This is a genomic window from Leptolyngbya sp. PL-A3, assembly GCF_039962325.1.
Lineage (GTDB): Bacteria > Cyanobacteriota > Cyanobacteriia > Elainellales > Elainellaceae > Vacuolonema.
In genome coordinates, this window is sequence record NZ_JAMPLB010000003.1 from 94,057 (window position 1) to 115,835 (window position 21,779).

General features: G+C 49.3%; 14 protein-coding genes and 1 pseudogene. 8 read left to right on the forward strand and 7 right to left on the reverse strand.

The window, feature by feature from the left end; translation table 11 throughout:
• Positions 1-4 precede the first annotated feature (4 nt).
• Both NDI52_RS03885 and NDI52_RS03890 read left to right on the forward strand, forming a co-directional pair.
• Positions 5-1,234, forward strand: a pseudogene (locus NDI52_RS03885) (AAA-like domain-containing protein); the annotation flags it as partial.
• Between the two features lie 83 nt (positions 1,235-1,317).
• Positions 1,318-1,623 (forward strand): PadR family transcriptional regulator, encoded by a 306-nt coding sequence (locus tag NDI52_RS03890; RefSeq protein ID WP_190775094.1) that lies wholly within the window; start codon positions 1,318-1,320, stop codon positions 1,621-1,623.
• Between the two features lie 236 nt (positions 1,624-1,859).
• On the opposite strand, the gene NDI52_RS03895 is transcribed toward NDI52_RS03890, so the two are convergent.
• Positions 1,860-2,858, reverse strand: coding sequence for a SpoIID/LytB domain-containing protein (locus NDI52_RS03895; protein ID WP_190775093.1), 999 nt, complete (start codon positions 2,856-2,858; stop codon positions 1,860-1,862).
• A gap of 710 nt (positions 2,859-3,568) precedes the next feature.
• On the opposite strand from NDI52_RS03895, the gene NDI52_RS03900 reads away from it, so the two are divergent.
• Positions 3,569-4,768 carry a chromate transporter gene (locus tag NDI52_RS03900; protein ID WP_190772367.1) on the forward strand — a complete coding sequence of 400 codons (1,200 nt, stop codon included), beginning with the start codon at positions 3,569-3,571 and terminating at the stop codon, positions 4,766-4,768.
• Positions 4,769-4,902: 134 nt separating this feature from the next.
• On the opposite strand, the gene NDI52_RS03905 is transcribed toward NDI52_RS03900, so the two are convergent.
• Together NDI52_RS03905 and NDI52_RS03910 are read right to left on the reverse strand one after the other, a co-directional pair.
• A complete protein-coding gene (locus NDI52_RS03905; protein WP_190772366.1) occupies positions 4,903-5,370 on the reverse strand; it encodes an orange carotenoid protein N-terminal domain-containing protein in 468 nt (155 codons plus the stop codon).
• A gap of 435 nt (positions 5,371-5,805) precedes the next feature.
• The gene (locus tag NDI52_RS03910; protein ID WP_190772365.1) at positions 5,806-7,635 is read right to left on the reverse strand and encodes an ABC transporter ATP-binding protein; all 1,830 of its coding nucleotides are present in this window, start codon (positions 7,633-7,635) and stop codon (positions 5,806-5,808) included.
• A 1,523-nt stretch (positions 7,636-9,158) separates the two neighbouring features.
• Here NDI52_RS03910 and NDI52_RS03915 point away from each other — a divergent pair.
• On the forward strand, positions 9,159-11,783 hold the full coding sequence (locus tag NDI52_RS03915; RefSeq protein WP_190772364.1) for a DUF4347 domain-containing protein: 2,625 nt from the start codon (positions 9,159-9,161) through the stop codon (positions 11,781-11,783).
• Positions 11,784-12,108: 325 nt separating this feature from the next.
• On the opposite strand, the gene NDI52_RS03920 is transcribed toward NDI52_RS03915, so the two are convergent.
• A complete protein-coding gene (locus NDI52_RS03920; protein ID WP_190772369.1) occupies positions 12,109-13,095 on the reverse strand; it encodes a glycoside hydrolase family 43 protein in 987 nt (328 codons plus the stop codon).
• A 151-nt stretch (positions 13,096-13,246) separates the two neighbouring features.
• Positions 13,247-13,420 carry a hypothetical protein gene (locus NDI52_RS03925; protein WP_190772363.1) on the reverse strand — a complete coding sequence of 58 codons (174 nt, stop codon included), beginning with the start codon at positions 13,418-13,420 and terminating at the stop codon, positions 13,247-13,249.
• Positions 13,421-13,543: 123 nt separating this feature from the next.
• On the opposite strand from NDI52_RS03925, the gene NDI52_RS03930 reads away from it, so the two are divergent.
• A complete protein-coding gene (locus NDI52_RS03930) occupies positions 13,544-15,916 on the forward strand; it encodes an NACHT domain-containing NTPase (protein WP_190772362.1) in 2,373 nt (790 codons plus the stop codon).
• 66 nt (positions 15,917-15,982) lie between these two features.
• On the opposite strand, the gene NDI52_RS03935 is transcribed toward NDI52_RS03930, so the two are convergent.
• Positions 15,983-16,624, reverse strand: coding sequence for a type I restriction enzyme HsdR N-terminal domain-containing protein (locus NDI52_RS03935; RefSeq protein WP_190772368.1), 642 nt, complete (start codon positions 16,622-16,624; stop codon positions 15,983-15,985).
• A 240-nt stretch (positions 16,625-16,864) separates the two neighbouring features.
• Between NDI52_RS03935 and ureC the strand changes: the two genes are divergently transcribed.
• On the forward strand, positions 16,865-18,574 hold the full coding sequence (ureC, locus tag NDI52_RS03940; protein WP_190772361.1) for an urease subunit alpha: 1,710 nt from the start codon (positions 16,865-16,867) through the stop codon (positions 18,572-18,574).
• A 227-nt stretch (positions 18,575-18,801) separates the two neighbouring features.
• On the opposite strand, the gene NDI52_RS03945 is transcribed toward ureC, so the two are convergent.
• Positions 18,802-19,944, reverse strand: coding sequence for a DUF4034 domain-containing protein (locus NDI52_RS03945; protein WP_190772360.1), 1,143 nt, complete (start codon positions 19,942-19,944; stop codon positions 18,802-18,804).
• 315 nt (positions 19,945-20,259) lie between these two features.
• On the opposite strand from NDI52_RS03945, the gene NDI52_RS03950 reads away from it, so the two are divergent.
• Positions 20,260-21,450: an MFS transporter gene (locus tag NDI52_RS03950; RefSeq protein ID WP_190789520.1), complete on the forward strand. Its 1,191-nt coding sequence runs from the start codon at positions 20,260-20,262 to the stop codon at positions 21,448-21,450.
• 150 nt (positions 21,451-21,600) lie between these two features.
• Positions 21,601-21,765 carry a hypothetical protein gene (locus NDI52_RS03955; protein WP_190770907.1) on the forward strand — a complete coding sequence of 55 codons (165 nt, stop codon included), beginning with the start codon at positions 21,601-21,603 and terminating at the stop codon, positions 21,763-21,765.
• Positions 21,766-21,779 lie beyond the last annotated feature (14 nt).

Here is a 21,779-nt window from a genome sequence, read left to right on the forward strand (position 1 = left end):
AATTCTGGAGGAAAAGGTAAAAGAACGCACCCAGGAGCTTTCAGACACGCTGCAAATTCTGAAGGCAACCCAGGCAGAATTGATGATTGAAAATGCCCTGTTGCGCACCGAGGAGTCTGCCGAATCTTATGACTACCAGGTTGGGGGGAGTTTGCCGTTAGATGCGCCGACCTATGTGGTGCGGCAAGCCGATCGCCATCTCTACGCCAGCCTTAAACGGGGCGAGTTCTGCTACATTTTCAACTCCCGGCAGATGGGTAAATCCAGTTTGCGCGTGCAAATTATGCGGCGGCTTCAGGCTGAAGGGTTGGCCTGTGCTGCCATCGATATTTCTGAAATTGGTAGCCGTCGCCTCACCCCTGATCAGTGGTATGCCGGGTTTCTCTACACGCTTGCCAGCAGCTTTAATCTCGTCGATCGGGTCGACATTCGGACGTGGTGGCGCGATCGCCAACTTCTCTCCCCCGTTCAGCGGCTCAGCGAATTTTTCCAGGACGTGTTGTTGAAGGAGATCCCCGAGCGGATTATTGTTTTCATTGACGAAATCGACAGTGTTATCAACCTGGATTTTGAAATTGACGACTTCTTTGTCCTGCTACGGGCCTGCTACAACAAACGGGCCGATAATCCTGATTATCAACGTCTGACGTTTGCCCTGTTTGGTGTTGCGACTCCTTCTCAACTAATTCAGGACAAAAAACGCACGCCATTTAACATTGGTCAGGCTATCCAACTTCGCGATTTCCAACTCCACGAAGCCCAGCCCCTACTTTATGGTCTAGCGGAGCAAGTCGGTAATCCCCAGGCGGTGCTGCGGGAGGTGCTGGCCTGGACAAATGGACAACCATTCTTGACTCAAAAGGTGTGCAAACTCATTCGCAACCGTTCCGAAAGCATCCCCTTTCAACAGGAGGAGGCATGGATTACCGACCTGGTGCACACGCAAATTCTGGAGAATTGGGAGTTTAACGACGAACCAGAACATTTGCGAACCATTCGCGATCGCCTTTGCCAGGATGAGCAGCAAGCGACTCGATTGCTCGACCTCTATCATCGGGTGTGGCAACAGGAAGAAATTGTGGTGGCGGATAGCCCCGACCAGGCAGAGTTGTTGCTGTCTGGGTTAGTGATTGAGGAGGGCGATCGCCTTCGAGTGCATAACCGTATTTACGAGAAAATTTTTAATGACACCTGGATTCAACGTACACAGATGACCCTCAACGGCCAGAGATAATTTTAAGTATGGTAACTTCTCCATGCTCAAAATTCATTAAAATGCAGCAACGTTAGAGATACCGTTGTGAAACCCCTTGCTCAATGGATGGCCGCGAGTTCTATTCCAGTTTGATCCGTCTGCATGTGCTACACCATGCCGTACAGGAACCCATTTTTGGGCTTGGCATCATGGAAGAACTGGCCCGTCATGGCTACAAAATTAGCGCCGGAACCCTTTACCCCATGCTGCATGACATGGAACGTAAGGGCTATCTCTCCTCAACGGAAGAGCGCCTGGGTCGCCAAAACCGCCGGCTCTACCGTGCTACCGATCTGGGCAAAGCTACCCTGGAGGATGCCAAAGAAAAAGTTCGCGAATTATTTGGTGAACTATTCGAGGACTCGTAAATGAACTCCACCCTTACGATGGGGCGATCGCCGAAAGGGTGATTGTGTGGAAAGGGCGGGTTTAGCAAAGACGCGTTACTCAGACACAAGCATAACGACAAAACCCGCTCTAGCGATCGCCAGCATCCGTCAACGTTTGCAAGGGCGGGTTTGAGTACTATTCGCGGTTGTGTGGTTAGGATAGCGGCAAAACCTGCCCCTACAGACGATCGCCCCATCCTCTCACCACATGGCGTTTAGCTTCGTAACCGAGCCAGCATGGCTCCCGGATAGTAGTTCGCCAGAATTTGCTGATAATTGTGCCCCTGGCGGGCGAGCTCTTCTGCACCGTACTGACTCATGCCGAAACCGTCGTGGGCTTCGTCTGTGATCGCCTGGGTGGATGCATACAGTGCTTCTAAAATCTGCCCATCATAGGTTAGCACCTGGGCTGAGGTGTCTGAGACCGCTGCGTAGGTGCTGTTTGCTTCGGATTCAACGCCGTTGTATGCTTGCCAGCGCTCATTATTACCCAGGTCAAACCAGGTACTGGCGGGGCGGGAGATGTGAATCAGGGCGTAAGAACGGGCGGCGATCGCCTGAGCCCGTAGAGCATCGGGGTGCCAACTGGCAGGCATCTCTGAGCCAACAACGCTGTACAGGTATTGTTCCAGGTCAATCAGATTAACGGCTAAGAGTTCACCGTCGGCATATACCAGGCTCAAGCGGCCTCGATACCAGAGTCCGTTAACAAAAACGAACCCATCCGCGCCCGGGTCAATCATGACCCCATTTTGAAGCTGCATGGGGCCCAGTTGAATGCCTTGTGTATTCACCTGGGCTACATAACGCGACATGGGCTGCATTGTCCCTTCCTGGGAGCCGTTGAAGGTGCTGACCGTTGCCGCAGTTGAGGTCGCAATTTCGAACTGACTGGGATGATGAGCGATGCGGACACGAATTTGCATCGCTGGAGCCGGCTGCGGGTTAGCGGAATGTCGGGTGGAAGCCGTTTTCTTATCGCTCTTGGCTTGCGACAAACGCCCCGGTAATTGTTGAGTTTTGGAATCGCTAGCGTGCAAATCACCTGTGGAATTGCCAACAGTAACGGATGAAGTAGCTTGCAGTGGAAAAGAGAGGGCGTCTGCCTGCACCGAAAAGATGGGTTGCATGGCGACCGCTCCGGCAAGTCCCAGGCTAAATGCGCACAGTTGTTGGCCCAGATTATTTTTTAGGATTCTCTGAATAGAAGTCATCAACAATACAGCTCAGAACGGTGGGATACCTTTCCTATTCCAAAAGAAGTATTTCTTTAGAGATAGGTCACGAGTTCAGAGTTCCCGCTCTGATCTATTGAGAAACTATTTGTAGTGGGAGAAACACAAATTGCGCTTAATGCGGAAAAGCCATGTTTAAAAAGTTGCTTTCTTATGGGTGATATCTGTGAAAAAACAACTGCTTAACCATCGCTACTCTGCTCAATCTCCTTGAAACTATTGACTCTCTAGATGCTTTAGATAACCTGAGTTCGGTTAAGAGTATTTTTGAGTGCCATGGGTTGTGCGGTACGCGAAAACAATCCATATTTGCGTGCGAAGCACACGCAAATACGAGCACTTCAGCTTTCCCAGGCTGAGGTACACGCATAAATCAGTTCTGTCTCAAACTTGTAATGGGGTGTAGAGGAAAGGAGCCCCTTTCCTCTACACCCCATTAAGGGTTTAGAACATGACTAACTTTTTGGGATGATGCCGTGTATAAAGTACACGGCACTAACTCCTTAGGAGGTTTCTGCATAAGAATTTACCCAGAATGTTGGTGCTTTGCCCGCGAAGCGGGCAAAGCACCAACATTCTGGGGGTAATTTCATTACTGGAAATCTCCTTAAAGTTCCCTTATACAATTTCACTATCGAAATCCGATATATTGATTTGCGTAACACCCCTAAGTCAGGAGTGCGGTTGTGATGCCGAAAGCTGAAGATGACCAGCAGAATCAGGAGGCGATCGCCTATGCAGAGTTGCCCCCATACCAGCAGAAACAGCGGTTGGTAGAATTAGCGACTACATTTTTGCGGTTGGGAGCAATCGCCTTTGGCGGCCCAGCCGCCCACATTGCCATGATGGACGATGAAGTGGTGAATCGTCGTCACTGGATGAGCCGTGAAAAACTGCTGGATCTGCTGGGCGTCACGAATTTGATTCCTGGCCCTAATTCGACAGAATTGGCAATTCACATTGGCTATGAGCGGGCTGGATGGCGTGGTCTGGTTGTTGCGGGTACTTGCTTTATCCTGCCTGCCATGGCGATTGTCTGGGTACTGGCCGCGATTTATGTTCGTTATCAAACCGTTCCTCAGGTCGGTTGGTTGCTTTATGGCATCAAGCCTGTAATTATCGCGATCGTGCTGCAGGCCGTCTGGAAGCTAGGGCAAAAGTCTATCAAAGATACGCCGACTGCAGTGGCGGTGGGGGCCGCGATCGTAGGCTACTTTGCAGGCTTCAACGAAATCGTGCTGCTGGTGCTGCTGGGTGCAGTGGTCATGCTCGTTAAGAATCGCCGAACCAGTGGCAACATTGCAGGTGCTTTTCTGCTGCCTTTAACGGGGACGATAGCCCAGGTCGGGAGCACAACGGTGGCATCGGCTAGTTGGGGCAGTGTTTTCCTGTTTTTTCTAAAAATTGGATGCGTCCTGTATGGCAGCGGGTATGTGCTGCTGGCATTTTTGCAACGGGGGCTGGTGGAGCAAAACCAATGGCTGACCTCTCAGCAGCTTTTAGATGCCGTTGCGATCGGCCAATTTACCCCTGGCCCTGTCTTTACGACGGCTACCTTTGTTGGTTATTTGATTGCGGGAAATGCAGGTGCGATCGCTGGAACCCTTGGTATTTTTCTCCCTGCTTTTGTATTCGTATGGGTTGTTAATCCCTGGGTGCCAAAACTGCGCCAGTCTTCCTGGACGAGCGGTTTTCTAGATGGTATAAATGCTGCTTCTCTGGGGCTAATGGCTGGAGTGACCTACACTCTGGGAGCGGCAGCGTTAGTTGATTGGCTAACGATTACTCTGGCGGTGTTGAGTGCGATCGCTGTTTTTCGATTAAAAATTAATTCTGCCTGGCTGGTGTTAGCGGGTGGGCTAATGGGTCTAGCTGCTCACCTTCTATAGCGCTACACAGGAGTTGATTGGATGATTCACCTTTCAGAAAAATAGACACCCTTACACTGTTGCGGAGAACAGTGTAAGGGATAAGAAACGGGAAAGTGATAGTGCGAGGCACTAAAGACTGCCCAGCTTATGGCTTATTCGTGAACGTGGTAGCCCATGCGGGAAACAGCACTACGGGTAAATGTAATGCGATCTTCCAGACTCAATTTTTTGATTTGATCGGCAAACTCGCGCGTATTCTCAGGTAACTGATAGTTCTCGGGAACACCAATTACAGTACCCTCTTCGATGGCCCGAGCTAATAACAACCAAAAGTCGAGTCGGACACTGCTGAAGAAGGTGCCATAGCTGCGGCTAATGGGAGTATCAACCCCATTCACGACATCTCGCTGAGCCTGTAACTGCTCCTCGCGAGGAAGGGCTAATACTTGATCAACCAGCGCTTGAGTCAGTGTTTCAGTCTGATAAGTGGGGTCAGGATTCAATTCATTTTTGATATCCAACCATCCATACCAAAGCAGAGCCAGCTTGGTATCGGCATCGAAACTCTGAAACATTTCGAGGGGGCGGTTGATCGTTGGATTATCTGTTGTAAAAGTCATGGAGGATTCCTGAATTCAACAAGTAATCGCATGAACTAGCATGCGAGAGGATTCAATCTTTACGTAGCTTAAAGAAGCACGTTTTATATCTGAACTGTCGAATGAAATACTTTTATTTCAATATTAGCGATCGTATTTCTACCTACTGACAGTATTAGCTACGACCACTAAATTCAATTCCTATTGATGAGGTTGGATTATTGATTGAAAGCTGTTTTTAATGCCAACCAGATTTAAAGAATTCAAATATGAAAATATGGACTGTGCGAGATACCCTATGCACAGTCCATGTTGAGATTGCTTGAGAGGAAAACTTCAGTTGTCAGGTACAATGGAGCTTACCGCGCCATGAGTTCAACCTTCTAAGAGTCTTGATTCTGTGTACACATTATGTAGGCAAAATCAACACGTTCAGAAGAAGTATCCAGACTACTGTCATGCCGTTACTGGGGCATCAATGGATGCTTCTTGCAATGTGTGTAGCCGATGATAAACACCTTGCCTATTAAATAATTCATCGTGTCGGCCAACCTCGGCAATGGTACCTTGATCCAGCACCACGATCTTGTCAGCATCGCGAATGGTACTCAGCCGATGGGCAATGATGATAGTCGTACGGGTTCCTAAAATAGACTGCATCGCTTGCTGAATTGCTCGCTCTGATTCGTAATCCAGGCTAGAGGTGGCTTCGTCAAACACTAGCACGTCAGGATCAACCAGCAGTGCACGAGCGATACCCAGCCGCTGTCGTTGTCCACCTGACAGCCGTACCCCACGCTCACCAACCGTTGTGTGATAGCCTTCGGGCAATTGTTCAATGAAATCTTCAGCCTGGGCGATACGACACGCTTCCCGCACCTGTTCCATTGTTGCTGTGGGATTGCCATAGAGAAGGTTTTCTAACAGCGTTCCGTTAAATAAATCTACGTCTTGATGAACGATAGCCAAGCGGCGACGGAATGAGGCAACATCTAGCTTGCGGATGTCCTCTCCGTCAATCAGGATGCGACCGTACTCAGGCTCAAAGTAGCGGAACAGCAGTTTCACTAGCGTCGATTTACCGGAACCGGAACGGCCAACGAGTGCGACCGTTTGGCAGGGTTCAATCAGCAAATTAATGTTGTGCAGTACCCCACGTTCAGGGTTGTAACCGAAGGATAGGTTTGAAAAGTGGACTTTTCCCGTGAAACGATATTGCTGGCGATCGCACGGCAATGTTGCAATTTCCGTCGGAGCGTCACTTCCAGCAGGCTGCTGCATCAACTCATGGAATCGCAGCATGGGAATGTAACGTTTCGCCAGGGTTTCAGTGAGGTTATGAATGGGAGTTAATTCTGCATAGGCCATGTTGGCGATCGTGAAGGTGGTGATGAAGTGCCCTAAAGAAATCCGATGCTGAGCCGCTGCGAGCAGCGTAAAAGACAACACTGAGAAGACGCAACATTGCACCAGTGTATTTTGCCGACAGGTAAGCTTGACATAACCTGTATGTATGCGATGATGCAGAACTTTGTATTCGCGCTCCAGCCGCTCTGCCTGGCGTTTTAGCTCGGTAGCTTCGGTAGCAAATGCCTTGACTGTCTTGATGTTGTTGACAATTTCAGCAGTACGGCTATCGGTATCCTCGCGGTAACGTTCAACACGTTTTTCCTGTTGCACCAATTGTCGCAATCCCTTCAAGTTAATACTCAGGATCAATACAAAGGAAACTAGCAAGACAACAGCGATTCGCCACTCGATAAAGCTGACAATAATGAAAATGCCAAACAACCGACAGAGTTTTGGAATGAGTTGTCCAGCGACTTCGCCAAAGGCCCAGGTATGGTGAGTGATTCCACTCGTAATACGCCCTGATATACGCCCCGAATTATTCTCGTCGTAAAAGGCAACAGGTAACGTTAATAGTTTTTCTAGAGACTTTCGAAAGTTATCTCGTCGCGCCCGCAATGCTGTACTCCAACTGAGCCAGGAACTAATCCAGGGCTGGATAGGCGCGCGGACTACGGTTGTCATGAAAATAATACCGAGCAGCACGCTGAGGGTGAGGGTGCGATCGCTCGGCTTCTGTGTGAACCGCGCCACCGTGTTGACCAGTCTCTGCACAATTTCATCAACAGGTTGGTCGGATAGGGCATTGAGTAATTGCCCCATCGTGTAGGGAGCGACCAAATCAATAAGTTGAAAGGTGCTGATTCCTACAGTACTGAGCAACGCTACCGCCCAGTAAGGGCGATAGTACCCTGCAATATCTCGAATACTTGCCATCTCAATCTTTGCGTTACATCTATAGCAAAGTCTCAGCTAGCAAGGAACCCCCGGTCATCCGCGTATCCTCTACCTTTGGACAGATAGATAAATGAGGAAAGTGTGTTTTATTTTGTCTCTACCAGTTATCTGTTTATAAGCTTAGGCTACCCAAAAATAGCTCTAATCCTTGCCAAGAACACGATTACAACGTTCTAAGATGTGGCATGGCTACTTGTTCGCTCGATCGTAACACTTACGTTTGAGCCAAATATAGGAGTAGATTTTATAACTCTATACGTTTCATTGATACTTGCATGTCTACGTGTTCTCTTCAAATGTTTTTCTACCTTTGAAAGGTGAGTTAAATAAACTGTAATTCTTGTATAACGGTTATTGTACTTATTTAATTCGATATTCCTGCTCAATTCACAACTTATCCAATTTATAATTCCTGCTTACCTTTCATGATAAAGGTTGTTTATTCCTCGGCCAGCATGATGTATCAAAAGTAACTTGTAGTGTACGTGTAATTATTGTTGTTTTATATCTGTTTGCTGATCAATGTAGTTTCACGTAAAAGAGAATAAATTTTGGTGTTGGTTTCTAATTCGTTTAGCTTATGTAATGCGTCAATAATACTTGAGTTGCTTATATATTAGTATTGCTGCAATCTCTGTCGCAGTAATTGTGCCCGTTTATTCACTTGCTCCAGGTAATAAATGACATCTAGACTGATTAAGAAAAAGCACATATTTGTTTTTAATGTCAACTATCTAATCTTCACAATATTTTTTGGATGACCTCTTGATTTGCGATCGCAGTCGTAACCTCGTATTAAATCTGTGACCTCGCGTCAAATAAATATTTCTTCAGATGGAATATACTGCCTTTGTGAATAGATGGCCTATGCCATAGGCGGTAGATTTTACCGTATATTCGTGTCACCCATGCTCAAGGGACTGTGAAATAGGTTCCCGTATTTTTGCGGAAGTAATAGGGGTTTATATTCCAAGAAAGCTTGAAATTTGCCTGGTGAATTAAATCGCTATTCCAGGAACTTTTTGCAAACGCGAGGATTTACGGGCATTTCACTGAAATTCTGCAATACAAGTTTCCGTAATCTCACGAAACACGAATCATCACTGGGGCGGTTATCACTAGGCTGTAGAGGCGTGCTCTTACCGCGGATGAGGTCTGACTTTGGCTCATGGCAGCCAAAGGCTGACTTCGATTTTTAGCGTCTAAAACGCTTCCTGGATGTTCCTGTCGATCTCACTTCCCTGTTTTGTGCTCACCCTTCGGCCGTAGACGACTTCGAACGTTGCGTGCCGTTCGCTGAAAGGGTGCGGCTGAGTCTGCACATTCATCGTCAAACGTGTTCAAATGCTTTTCCGCAGGCAGATCGTCTCTATCTGCTTCTACGGAACTGAGCATCCTGGGCATCGACATTGCATCGCCGCCCTAGAGAGGGGCTGCAATTGCATTCCTGTTCGTCACTTTGCACGACCAACCTATTCACACTATTTCAGAGGAATTGGATTATGGCTAACCTGACTGCTGGATCTACCGGGCGGGCGATCGCCTTCATTGATGCTTCTCTGACCGATAAGAGTGGGCTTATCAGCGGCTTGAAACCTGGTACAGAAGTTATTCTGCTCAATTCTGAGCAGGATGGGCTGATGCAGATTTCTCAGGCTTTGGCTGGGCGATCGGGGGTTGGGAGCATCGAAATCTTCTCCCATGGCAGCGCGGGATTGCTGCAATTGGGGGGAAGCCAGGTCACTGTGGGCCATTTGAATGATTCGGCAGGCCAGATTAGCCAATGGGCCAATGCCCTCACAGAAACGGCTGATATTCTGCTCTATGGCTGCGATGTGGCGGCTGAAGGTAACGCCTTCATTCAACGGCTCAGCGAGCTAACTGGAGCTGACGTAGCGGCCTCCAATGACCTGACCGGAGCTGGGGGCGACTGGGATTTGGAAGTTGTAACCGGAAAAATTGAAACCCAGGTTACTCAAGTTGCGGGTTACACAGGTACGCTCAACGTTATTACAGTTACCAATACGGCTAATAGCGGGGCCGGGTCGTTGCGGGATGCGGTCTCCCGTGCCGTCTCTGGCACTGTGATTAACTTTGACCCAAGCCTTGCAAATCAGGTCATTACCCTCAGTAGCGAAATCACCATCCCGGCGGGCCGCAATATCACCATTGATGGCACTGGCGTTACTAATGTCGGCATCAGTGGCAACCGCGTCACCCGCATCTTCCACGTCCAATCCAATCAGAGCCTTCCCACCACCTTTACCATCAAGAACCTTTCCCTGGTGGATGGGTTCACCGCTGAGAACGGCGGCGCTATTCGGGGAGAACATCGAGCTTCTATCATTGTGCAAAGTGTCAGCTTCTTGCGAAACGTGGCTAACGAAGCAGGTGGAGCGATTTACAGCCCCTGGGAAAATAATCTTCGGGTATCGGGTAGCCGTTTTGAAAATAACCGGGCCGTCGCGGGAAATAATGAGCGGGGAGCGGGAGCGATCGCCTTTGCTAGCCCTGGCGCTCTCACCATTGAAAACACCTCCTTCACCGGCAACACAGGGATCAATGGTGGTGCAGTGAATAGCCTGAACGGTAAACTCACCATTACCAACAGTCGCTTTGTCAATAACAACACCCTCTCGGGCCGATTTGACTCGGGTCAGCCCAATGATTTCCTGCGAGGGTATGGCGGTGCTCTATATGTAGATCGAGCCAGTTCTACGACCCAGACCTCCGGCTTTGTGAACATTAACGGCACCGTTTTTCAAGGAAACCAGGGCCAGGGAGAAGGGGGAGCTGCCTACATCTACACGGCTGGACAGGATCGCGTAGATATTGGTACAACGTTGTTCCAGAACAACTCGGTGCGGGCTTTGACGGGCGGTGGCAGTGCTGGCAATGGGGGCGCTTTAGTGCTGATGAGCAACGAGGTGAACCGAGGGTTAAATCTCAACCGCACTTCCTTTGTCAGCAATATTGCTTCAAACCAGGGGGGTGGCCTGTGGATGATGAATGCACCAACAGCTATCACAAACAGCACCTTTTCGGCAAACCGAGCCAATGGTAACGACTACAATCGCCTGGGGGGCGGGATGGTGTTGCGTGGCAATACCACCATTGTGAATAGCACCATTGCCAACAACTATGCTGGCTGGGTAGGTGGGGGCATTCTTGCTGCAAGCGGCTATACCGTGACCGCACGCAACACCATCTTCTACCGCAATACTGCTGGCAATGGAGGCAATACCTGGAATATTCAGCAACACACAAACCGACCCCTGACTAACGGTGGTGGCAATATTCAGACAGGACGGGCTAATGATGATGTGGCTGTACAAAACATCCGTTTTGTAGATGCGAAGCTGGCGGCATTGGCGACCAATGGCCATACTTTCTTGCTGAGCCATGCACTCCTCTCTGGTAGTGCCGCCATCAACACCGGGGTTCTTACTGGTGCCCCTAATATCGACCAAAGCGGTACCACCCGTGATGCTCAGATTGATGTCGGTGCTGAAGAGTTTATTGCTAGTCCTAGCTCTAGCCCTAGCCCTAGCCCCAGCACCTCCAATGTTATTCAGGGCACCGCGGGAGCCGATCGCCTGAATGGGACCGATGGTGCTGATGTCATTTCCGGTGGGGATGGCATTGATGTGCTGCTAGGTGGTAAGGGTGGCGATACCCTAACAGGAGGGCTAGGAAGCGATCGCTTCATCTACTCAAGTACATCCTTAGCGGGGGCGTTGCAACAATCTCTGGTCGCTGCCCCCGATCGAATCACGGATTTTGCGCCGACAGCAGCCGATCGCATTCGCCTTGACTACGATAACAATCTGGGAACTCCTAATGTGCCCCAGGCCATGTTTAATCTCGGAACTGTCAGCGGTACCACACTTGCAGCCGCATCTCAGGTGGCTTTTGCCGATAAAGATTTAGCTTTAGCGGGGAGTCAGACCCTGGGGGCCTCAGAGGCCGTGATGTTTATCTGGCAGCAACGTCAGTACATCGGGGTGAACGATACGCAGGCAGGATTCCAGGCCGCTACAGATTTGATTGTAGATGTGACAGGAATTAAGATGCCCTTGGCTGATACAACAGCCTCCACGCTACCTGTATTGAATTACTTTGGTTAGAAGCTGAAATGTAATTGAGAGAACTCAAAAGATGCTTGGCGCTTAGCGCCAAGCATCTTTTTCTATCATCTATAGCCTTGGTCACGTTCATTAACCTTAATTTGGGGTAAACCAAAATGGAAATTTTTGAGTGCCGCATGCTGCGTGGCACTCGAAAATTTCCTTAACCCGAACCCAGATTAGTTGGGTGCATCCCACTTTTGTAGGTGAAGCGGACGAAGCCCGCTTCACCTACAAAAGTGGATTTCCAAATTTGCAAAAGTGGGATACACCCGATTAGTTCGAGTATCAGGAGCGACACTCAAAATAGTGGGAGTGGCGGAAATTAGCGTAATTCCTGTGGTGTCCAGGTGGGGCCGGGACAGCGGGGGCCTTCCGCTGTCCATTGCAACGGGTCAATGCACATGCGGCGGGCTTCCATGTTGACATCCCAGGCATGATAGATGATGTACTCGGTTTGACGATCGGGGCCAAGGGTAATGGAGTTGTGGCCGGGGCCGAGAACATAGCCGGGATGCGATCGCAACACCCGTGGCCCCTCCTCATTGCCTGCATCGGAATATGGCCCCATAACGTGATCTGCTACTCCATAATCAACACCGTAGCTGTCGGTTTCCCACCGTCCACCACTGTAAAAGCAGTAATAGCGCCCCTCATGTTTGCGAACGCAGGGGCCTTCTAACGTGTGCCAATCGTAGATGCCGCCATACATGGGGCGATCGCGCAGAAACCGCTGCCAGTCAGAACGTGCCCGCAGTACAACCCTACCCTCACCTGCCAATTTGGTCATGCTTTCCAGGCGATCGACCATTAACGCTGTGCCTGCCCGAATGCCGCCTTCAGCATCCAGAAAATCCTGGGCATAGAACAAATACCACTGCCCGTCATCATCCTGAAAAGCGTGGGGGTCGATGGCAAAAGGTGTGGTTTTGGGATCGACCAGGGTTACACCGCAGTCTTTGTAGGGGCCAAGGGGGCGATCGCTCGTTGCCACCCGTAACTGATGGTTCTTATCCTCATGCCCAACGGAATAGTAGAGGTAGAAACGCCCATCGCAGTAGGCCATCTCCGGAGCCCAAAAGTTGTCTCCTAGAGCTGGATCAGGCCGCTGAAGTGCCTTTCCGGCCTCATGCCAGTTGATCAAATCTTCCGATTGCAGTAGTGGGAAAACATATCGCTGACCAACTTCATCCACCTCTCCGGCGGCTTCCGCTGGCCCTGTACCGATTGCGTAATAAATCCCTTCATGCTGCCAAACGAAAGGGTCTGCGAAGTACTGGCTGTAGACGGGGTTGGTGTACGTCGTTTTCATTTGCATAGATTTGACCTGATAACCAGAAGGGGCGATCAAGGGTTGGCAGGTTCCTATGCTGGAGGAGTTCTGCGCTGAGTGGTGCGATCGCCTTCACTCACATTCCACCCTTTGACACTCCCCATTCTGAGAAGTTATTGCCCTAATCACCTCATCCAATTTCAGGATTTTGGCGTGGGTGGTTCTGCGGCTTCTCCTGCAATGCCTTAAGGATGTGAAAGCACAGCTTGAGTAGAAAGATCAGAAAGCCAGCACTGGGATTGAGCCAGGTAGCACCACTCACGACCACGAATCCGATTAATTTAATCCACTGTTTCTTGTTCATAGGAGCCTCTGCAAATCGACTCCACTAGCATCGTCAGTGTGTGCGTGAGATCTGATGCGTGAGTTGTATGAGTTGCATGAGCTAAAACTAGAACAGCAAAATTTTTGAAATTTTTGGTTTTCTATGACTGGGCGATCGCTTCGAGCATCCGCAGAGGGCATTCAAATCATCCGCAAGGCAATCAAGCGGGATGGTTGGAAGCAGGATGAGCTGAAAGACGAGCTTGGTTTGAAAACCCGTCAGCCAATTACCCGGTTGCTTCGGGGAGAAGCGATTGAGCGGGTTACGTTTGAGGAGCTTTGTCAGCTATTGGGGGTGAGGGTTGAGGATGTGGCGGTTTTAGAGGTTGAGCCATCCTCAGAAAAGCCTGATATGGATGAGATGGTGCGGGAGATGCGCGATCGCATTCGCCCTCTTATTCAAGAACGGTGTGGGACGATGCGCGTGTTGGATATGGCGCAACCGATCGGTCTGGGCGAGATCTATACCCACGCCAACATTTTGGAAAAAATCACCGCGCGTAGAGGGTTGAATCTAGAGCAATTGTTGGCACAAGTCTCACCAGAAGACTTTGAGCGGTTTAGCCTGGGAGGGGTCGCAGAAAAGCGGGTTCCGGGATTGGAAGCTGTCGAGCAGCACAACAAGCTGATGATTTTGGGTAAGCCGGGAGCCGGGAAAACCACGTTTCTAAAGCACCTGGCGATCCAGTGTATCGGAGGCCAGTTTCAGGCCGATCGCGTGCCCCTGTTTGTGACCCTCAAGGATTTTGCAGAAGCAGAGGAGCAACCAAATGTGTTGGCCTACTTGAGTACCTTGATTTCAGCAGCGGGAGAGGGGCAACCAGCCCTGTCCAAAACGGTTGTAGGTGTTGAATCTTTACAGACACTTCTGAGAGAAGGACGCGCCCTCATTCTCCTGGATGGATTGGATGAAGTGCGCGAAACGGATGCCTCGCGAGTGTTGCGCCAAATCCAACAGTTTTCTGAATATTATGCCCGTAATGCCTTTGTTATCACCTGCCGGATTGCTGCCCATGAGTACATCTTTGAACGATTTACGGAGGTGGAAGTCGCAGATTTTGATAATGACCAGATTGCGGATATTGCTGGAAAATGGTTTCGCTGTAAACAGGATGAGGTCAGAGCAGAACGGTTTTTGGCGGCGCTAAAAGCTCATCCGCCGATTCGCGAATTAGCCAGTAGCCCCTTGTTGTTGATGCTGCTTTGCCTAGCATTTGAAGACTCCAGTGAGTTTCCGGTAAACCGCGCTGAATTCTACAAGAGGGGCGTGGATGTGCTGCTAAAAAAGTGGGATGTGAAGCGCAATATTGAGCGTGATCAGGTTTACAAAAAGCTGTCTCTGCCAGGCAAGGAAAACCTACTCAGTCACATTGCCTATCACACTTTTGAAGCTGGCAGTTACTTTTTTAAGCAAAAAGACCTGGAACAGCAAATTCGGGAGTTTATTGCGCATCTGCCCGAAGCCAGCAGGGACGGGCAAACCTTGGAACTAGACAGCGAAGCTGTGTTGAAATCCATCGAAGCTCAGCATGGTTTGTTTGTAGAATGTGCCCGTGGCATTTATTCCTTTTCTCATCTCACTTTTCATGAGTACTTTGCGGCGCGAGACATCAAAGAAAAGGCAAACTTTCAGCCCTTGACCCAAAATTTGACTGAGAAACGATGGCGGGAAGTCGTCTTACTGACGGTGGGAATGGTACTCCCAGCAGACGAGTTGTTGCGACAACTCAAACAGGCTACGGATGATTTGTTAGCTAAAGATCTAGGCCTTCAAGGATTTTTAAGCTGGGTTTTTGAAAAATCATTGTCTACCCATACTTCTTACAAATCTGCGGCTGTTCGTGCCTTCTATTTCACCCTCAGTTTTGAACGTGACTACAATTACAATCTGCGTGGCTATGACTGTGCCCTTGATAATGCCCTTGACTGTGCCCTCACTCGTGATCTTACCCTCAGCTATACCCTTGTTCTCAATTTTGATATTGATTTTGACCGTGCTCTTAACCGTGCTCTTTCCGTTGCCCTTGCCTATGACAAGATTAACGAATCTACCGAAGTTGCCTATACCTATGCTATTGTCCGCACTATCGTTTGTAATTACGACTTTTCTCGTGCCTGTTATTTCCTACGCCAGTTAAACAGTAAGCAGGAGTACGTACTCCTAACTCATCTAGAAAACCTACTTGCTCAGCTACCAGATCCTAAACAGATAAGTGATATTACAGTGGAGTGGTGTCTACAGAATATACAAGCATGGGCCAGTCAACTACAAGCCGTAATGATTGAACACCGCAATATTGGCTATGACTGGCATTTTAGTGATGCTCAGAAGCAACAACTGAAGCAGTATTACGAGGCCAACAAACTGTTAGTGGCTTGCCTCAATAGCGATTGTTATGTCAGCCGGGGTGTGCGGGAAGAGATCGAGGAAACCTTATTGCTGCCGATCGCTGAAATTAAGAAACGTACCCATTGAAATCTGGGTAGTTATTTCAATGGCGATCGCCCTCCCCACAACCTTACTTCCTAAATCAGCCCAGATTTATGCAGCGGTGTTTGCGATCGCCTCTCCCAACCGCTTCAACACTTGAAATGCTGCTTGCAATTCACTTGCGACTGTATAGATCGAAAAAGCCCGCGACAAAGCGTACTGAGGTGTTGGTCGCGTCACAAGTTTGATGAACACAATGTCATCACCATTTGTGAGCACACCAAATCTAGGTTTCTCAGCATTAGGGTTTGCCATCATATAAACCAGTGCTTGCGGCAGAGCTGAGCGCGTTGAAATCATAGTCTTCTTCGATTCCAGCACCATCACCCAAAGTTGCTGCTGCAAAATCAAAATGTCAATCCGTCCCCGTAGAATTTCTTCTCCATCGCTGAGGGCAATTTCAATCGCAGCTTCCGCCTTCATCTTGAATGGCGGGTCATAAAAACCTGCTAGCTCCAAAAGCGGTGATGCAACCAGTAGAGTTACAGCCCCCTCCAACAGTTCTCCATCGGCTCTGTGATATAGCAATCGGCGGCGTATGGTGTCTAAGGCAGTCTGCTCAGTTGCGCTGATAGGCGGTAAGGCTGAACACCACTCCTCGAAAAACGATTCTTCCGCACGACTCAAGTTGAGCTTGGCTTCAGCCTCCGCAAGACTTTTGACCGCATCCGTAACAGCAAACACCTGAGCCATAGGTTCCTCATGCATCCCTGCTTTTGGGGCATCAGCAGGTATTGATTCCATTTTAGGGAAGCTACAAACCGAATCCCAGCCCAATCGCTAAATTTCCCGAAAGTCTGGAAGCTTTGCGAAAGCCCTGTGATACGCTTTGCGTTGGTTATCTATCGCACCGTTGATGGGGCCGTTGCCTGCGACAATTTGCGGTTGGTTGCCAAACAACCCGCTTAAGACTTGACGGAAGGGAGATTGACGATGAGCTATCGCATGGATCGACGCGCCTATGCCGACACCTTTGGCCCTACGGTGGGCGATCGCATCCGCCTGGCTGACACGGCTCTAATCATTGAGGTAGAGCAGGACTACACCACCTACGGGGATGAGGTAAAGTTTGGCGGCGGCAAGGTGATCCGTGATGGCATGGGGCAGTCACCCATTTCCCGTGAAGATGGTGCGGTGGATCTGGTCATTACCAATGCGCTGATTCTGGATTGGTGGGGCATCGTTAAAGCGGATGTGGGGATTAAGGACGGTAAGATTGCAGCGATCGGTAAAGCCGGAAATCCCCAGATTCAAGACAACGTAAATATTATTATTGGGCCGAGTACCGAGGCGATCGCCGGGGAAGGCATGATCCTCACGGCGGGTGGCCTGGATACCCACATTCACTTCATTTGCCCGCAGCAGATTGAGGTGGCGATCGCCTCCGGTATTACCACCATGATCGGCGGCGGCACCGGGCCAGCGGCAGGTACCAACGCAACGACCTGTACCCCCGGAGCCTGGAACATTTATCGCATGCTGGAAGCGGCGGAAGCCTTCCCGATGAACATTGGCTTTTTGGGTAAGGGCAACAGCAGCCAGGAGAAAGGACTGAACGAGCAGGTGGAAGCGGGGGCGATCGGCCTCAAGCTCCACGAAGACTGGGGGACAACTCCAGCAGCGATCGATACCTGTCTCACCGTTGCGGATCAATACGATGTGCAGGTTGCAATTCACACTGATACCCTGAACGAAGCAGGGTTTGTGGAGGATACCATCGCTGCATTCAAAGGCCGTTGTATCCACACTTACCATACGGAAGGGGCAGGTGGTGGTCACGCTCCGGACATTATCAAAGTCTGCGGTGAACTAAACGTCTTGCCTTCCTCTACCAACCCCACTCGCCCCTACACTATCAACACCCTGGAAGAACACCTGGATATGCTGATGGTCTGCCACCACCTCGATCGCAGCATCCCGGAAGATGTGGCCTTCGCAGAGTCGCGGATTCGGAGGGAGACAATCGCCGCTGAGGATATCCTGCATGACCTGGGAGCCTTTAGTATTATCTCTTCGGACTCTCAGGCCATGGGACGAATTGGGGAAGTGATTATTCGTACCTGGCAGACGGGGCACAAGATGAAGGTGCAGCGGGGAGCGCTGGCAGGGGATAGCGATCGCAACGATAACACCCGTGCCAAACGTTACGTCGCCAAGTACACCATCAACCCCGCTATTACTCACGGTATCTCTCAGTATGTTGGCTCTGTAGAAGTGGGCAAATTTGCAGATCTCTGCCTCTGGCGGCCGGCCTTCTTTGGGGTCAAACCGGAACTGGTGTTGAAGGGCGGTTTGATTGCCTGGGCGCAGATGGGAGATGCAAACGCGAGTATTCCAACTCCGCAGCCCGTACACATGCGGCCTATGTTTGCTAGCTATGGCAGTGCTATTCATCACACCTCGTTCACCTTCCTCTCCAAAGCGGCCATGGAAAACGATGTGCCCCAACAGCTCAAGCTCAAACGGCAAGCGCTTCCAGTTTCTAACATCCGGCAGCTTACAAAGAAGGACATGAAGCTGAACGATGCAACTCCCCACATCGAAGTAGATCCCGAAACTTACGAGGTTCGTGCCGATGGGGAACTGCTTACCTGTGAGCCTGCTAGCGTCCTACCCATGGCCCAGCGTTATTTCCTGTTCTAGAAAATAGGCCCGATACTGTCACGGTTTAGCCAGTAGAGCGCAAACGAGCCTTTGTGCTCTACTCATACTGTTTATTGCCATCGCCTGGTGAGTCAGAACGGAAGCTATTGAAAGCGGTGCCTATTGGGTGCGATGCATGGCTTGGAACGTAGGTTAAGCATGATCTATGGCTTGCAGTATTTAATTTGGTGAGGTACGAGAGACAGATATGGAACCCTGTCCCACATCTATCTCTCGTACCTCGCCAGATCGAAAGGGCTTATATGCTTAGCAATCTGCGAAGACTGAGATGCCCATGCTTGACAATCTGCAAACGTAGTTTTCTGCGTCCATGCTTCTAAGATGGGTTTATCGCCTATTTGATTGATCAATCGTCTCGTTGTTTCCTGATCTCCGGCTAAACATGCAAATCTAGCAAAATTATTGATATTCCATGCGCTAGGATAGCGGGCAATAATATCCTCAAAACCCAGCTTCATCTTTTCCCAACTCACACGCGAACTTCCGAATGGATTGTCTATAAAATCAGTGTTGGAATCAATCGCTCTCCAGTAAATGCGCGTATACATTCCTTGTCCTTCGCATTGACTGGTTATAGTCACAGCATCATCTGCGAAAGTTTCAGCTTCCTGATAGCTGCCACCCCACTTAGGGGATAGATTATCAAATACTGCTTGATAGGTTTCCTGATAATAAGGCTCTTTAGATAATGCCTCTCGTAATAGCTTTTTGACTTCTAGTCGGCTCCAAGACTCGGCTTGAGCGACTTTGAACATACTGACATACCATTGGGGATCGGCACTTGCAAACTCTCTAGTTTGCTGTAGATGAACTCTCGCCAATTCAACATTTTTATAAAAAGGAGCCCACGCTTCACGAGGAACTTCACGAGCATATCCGCCCCCTCTAAACTGCCAGGCGCGATCTAGTAGAAACCGACTATAAGCAATATGGGAAGCAGGCGACTGAGGATATGCCTGCATCCACTGCAATAACTGTGCTTCAAACGCTGCGATATCTTTTTTGTTGTCAGGGTGATCAAAGTCCGTACCTGCATAAAACATCTGTAGTTTCCATCGCCCCCCTGGGGTTCGGCTTGTCCTTTGTCTGTATAAGCTGTAATAATCCTCTAAAGTCTTAAAGTCGCCTGCTGCGAGAGCATTCGCTACTTCCGAGGCAATCTCTAAGCGAATAGTCATTTCCAATTGGTTAGAACTTGGAACTTCAACACAGGGTATGGTTGCAGCTGGAATACCCGATGCAATACCCGTTCTGACAATAGACACCTCATTCATGTAGTGTACGACAGAGCATCCGGGAAGAAATAATAGTAATGCTAAGAAAATAGTCCTTTGTATCTTGAACATCATGATGCAAGTACGAGTCGTTTGTATTTTTCAGTTATGAAGCAGCAAGAAGGGGCTCAACAGGTAATTTTCGCTGGGGTCTGTTCTAAAGCTTTTTTGTACGTTTCGAGCCTGAAAGAACAACTATTTTAATCAGTTCTAAAACACATCCTAGCTATAAGAAAAAGCTTCTTTAAAATGTCATAACACATGCTTAGTTGTTGTAATGCGATCGTATACAAATCTCATATAAAAAACAAAATGCTGTGCCTTCTTGAATTGCCAGGTTAATATAGGCTCGACGCAATTAGGGCACTTGAGAACCCTTTCAGGGCAGCCATGAAACTCACAATTCAATCAATGCCCATAGTGGGTTTGATGGTGGCAGAATTCCTGTCCCTGTTGGGGAATCAAATTGCAGCGGTAGCCATTCCTATTCTGGTGCTGCAATTCACCCATTCCCCTTGGGTGACGGGTATTGCCAGCACTGCCAGTATTATTCCAATCATCCTGGCGGCCGTGGTAGGAGGACGATTCATTGACCGCTTGGGAGCATGGCGAATGAGTGTTGTAGCCGATTTGCTCAGTTTCGTTTCAACGCTGGCATTGCCATTCGTATTTACGACGTTTGATCGCGTTTCTCCCGCCTTAATTTTTCTGCTAGTCCTGTTGGGAGCGCTGTTTGATCCGACGGGAGTGGCAGCACGACAAACATTAGTGGTCAACGTAGCAGCGATATCTGAACGCTCTCTCGAACGGGTTAATGCTTGGCGTGGCACCCTAGAAAATGCAGCAGATTTCATCGGGCCTATCCTTGGCGTTGGTGTTATCAGCCTGACAGGAATTGTTCCTGCATTCCTTGTGAATGCTGTTACCTTTCTCGGGTGTGCAGCTATATTTGCGATCGCAGTCCCCCACATCCGCACGACATCTCAAAAACACCCGGAAGTATCTCCCTGGCCCGGTATTGCATTTATTTTCGGGCATCCTCAACTTAAGTCTCTTGCCATTGTAGGCATCGTCACAAATGCTGCGCTTTTACCTTTTCTGAGTCTATTGCTACCCGTTTTGGCCACTCAAAAACTCAACAATATTCCCTTATTAGGTATTGCTCTATCCGTTTTTGGATTAACCGCAACCCTAAGTGCTATGGCGTTCTCCTGGCTTTCTCGGCGATGCTCCTATTCCGTTATCTATTATGGTGGTTGGCTACTGACGGGCAGTTCTATTCTTCTGTGTGCTTTTGCAACCCACCCCTATCAGGTAGTTCTTCTCACGGCATTAGCAGGATTGTTGCTGGGGGTAGGTAATCCTTTGGAGCAAACGGTTTTACAAATAGAAACGCCAGCGGCGATCGCAGGACAAGTCTTCACAGCTATGAGTGCGATCCACTTCGCCGCTGGGCCAGTTGGATTGCTGCTTATGGGAATGCTCACTGAATTGCTGTCAATCGAGACCGCACTTTTGCTAACAGGAAGTCTGCTCGTTACTGTTGCCCTGCTGAGTTGGTACCGATCGCCTTTAAGTTAGGAGGTTTCTGCATAAGAATTTACCCAGAATGTTGGTGCTTTGCCCGCTTCGCGGGCAAAGCACCAACATTCTGGGGGTATTTCATTACTGGAAATCTCCTTAATCCTCGAAGAAACACATTAGTCACCCGACTCAACTAAACAGGTTGGAATGCCTGATGTCAAACAAAATCTTGTGGAGGGGGAGGTGAGATTCGCCTGTACTCCCCTTCTCAGGATTTTAGTTCTTGGCTCAGTCCATACCTTACCTGCAAAACTCTGGAATGTTCAGGAACGGTTCGGGAACGGTTTAGGAACGGGGCGATCGCTAACTTAAGGACAGATACCAGA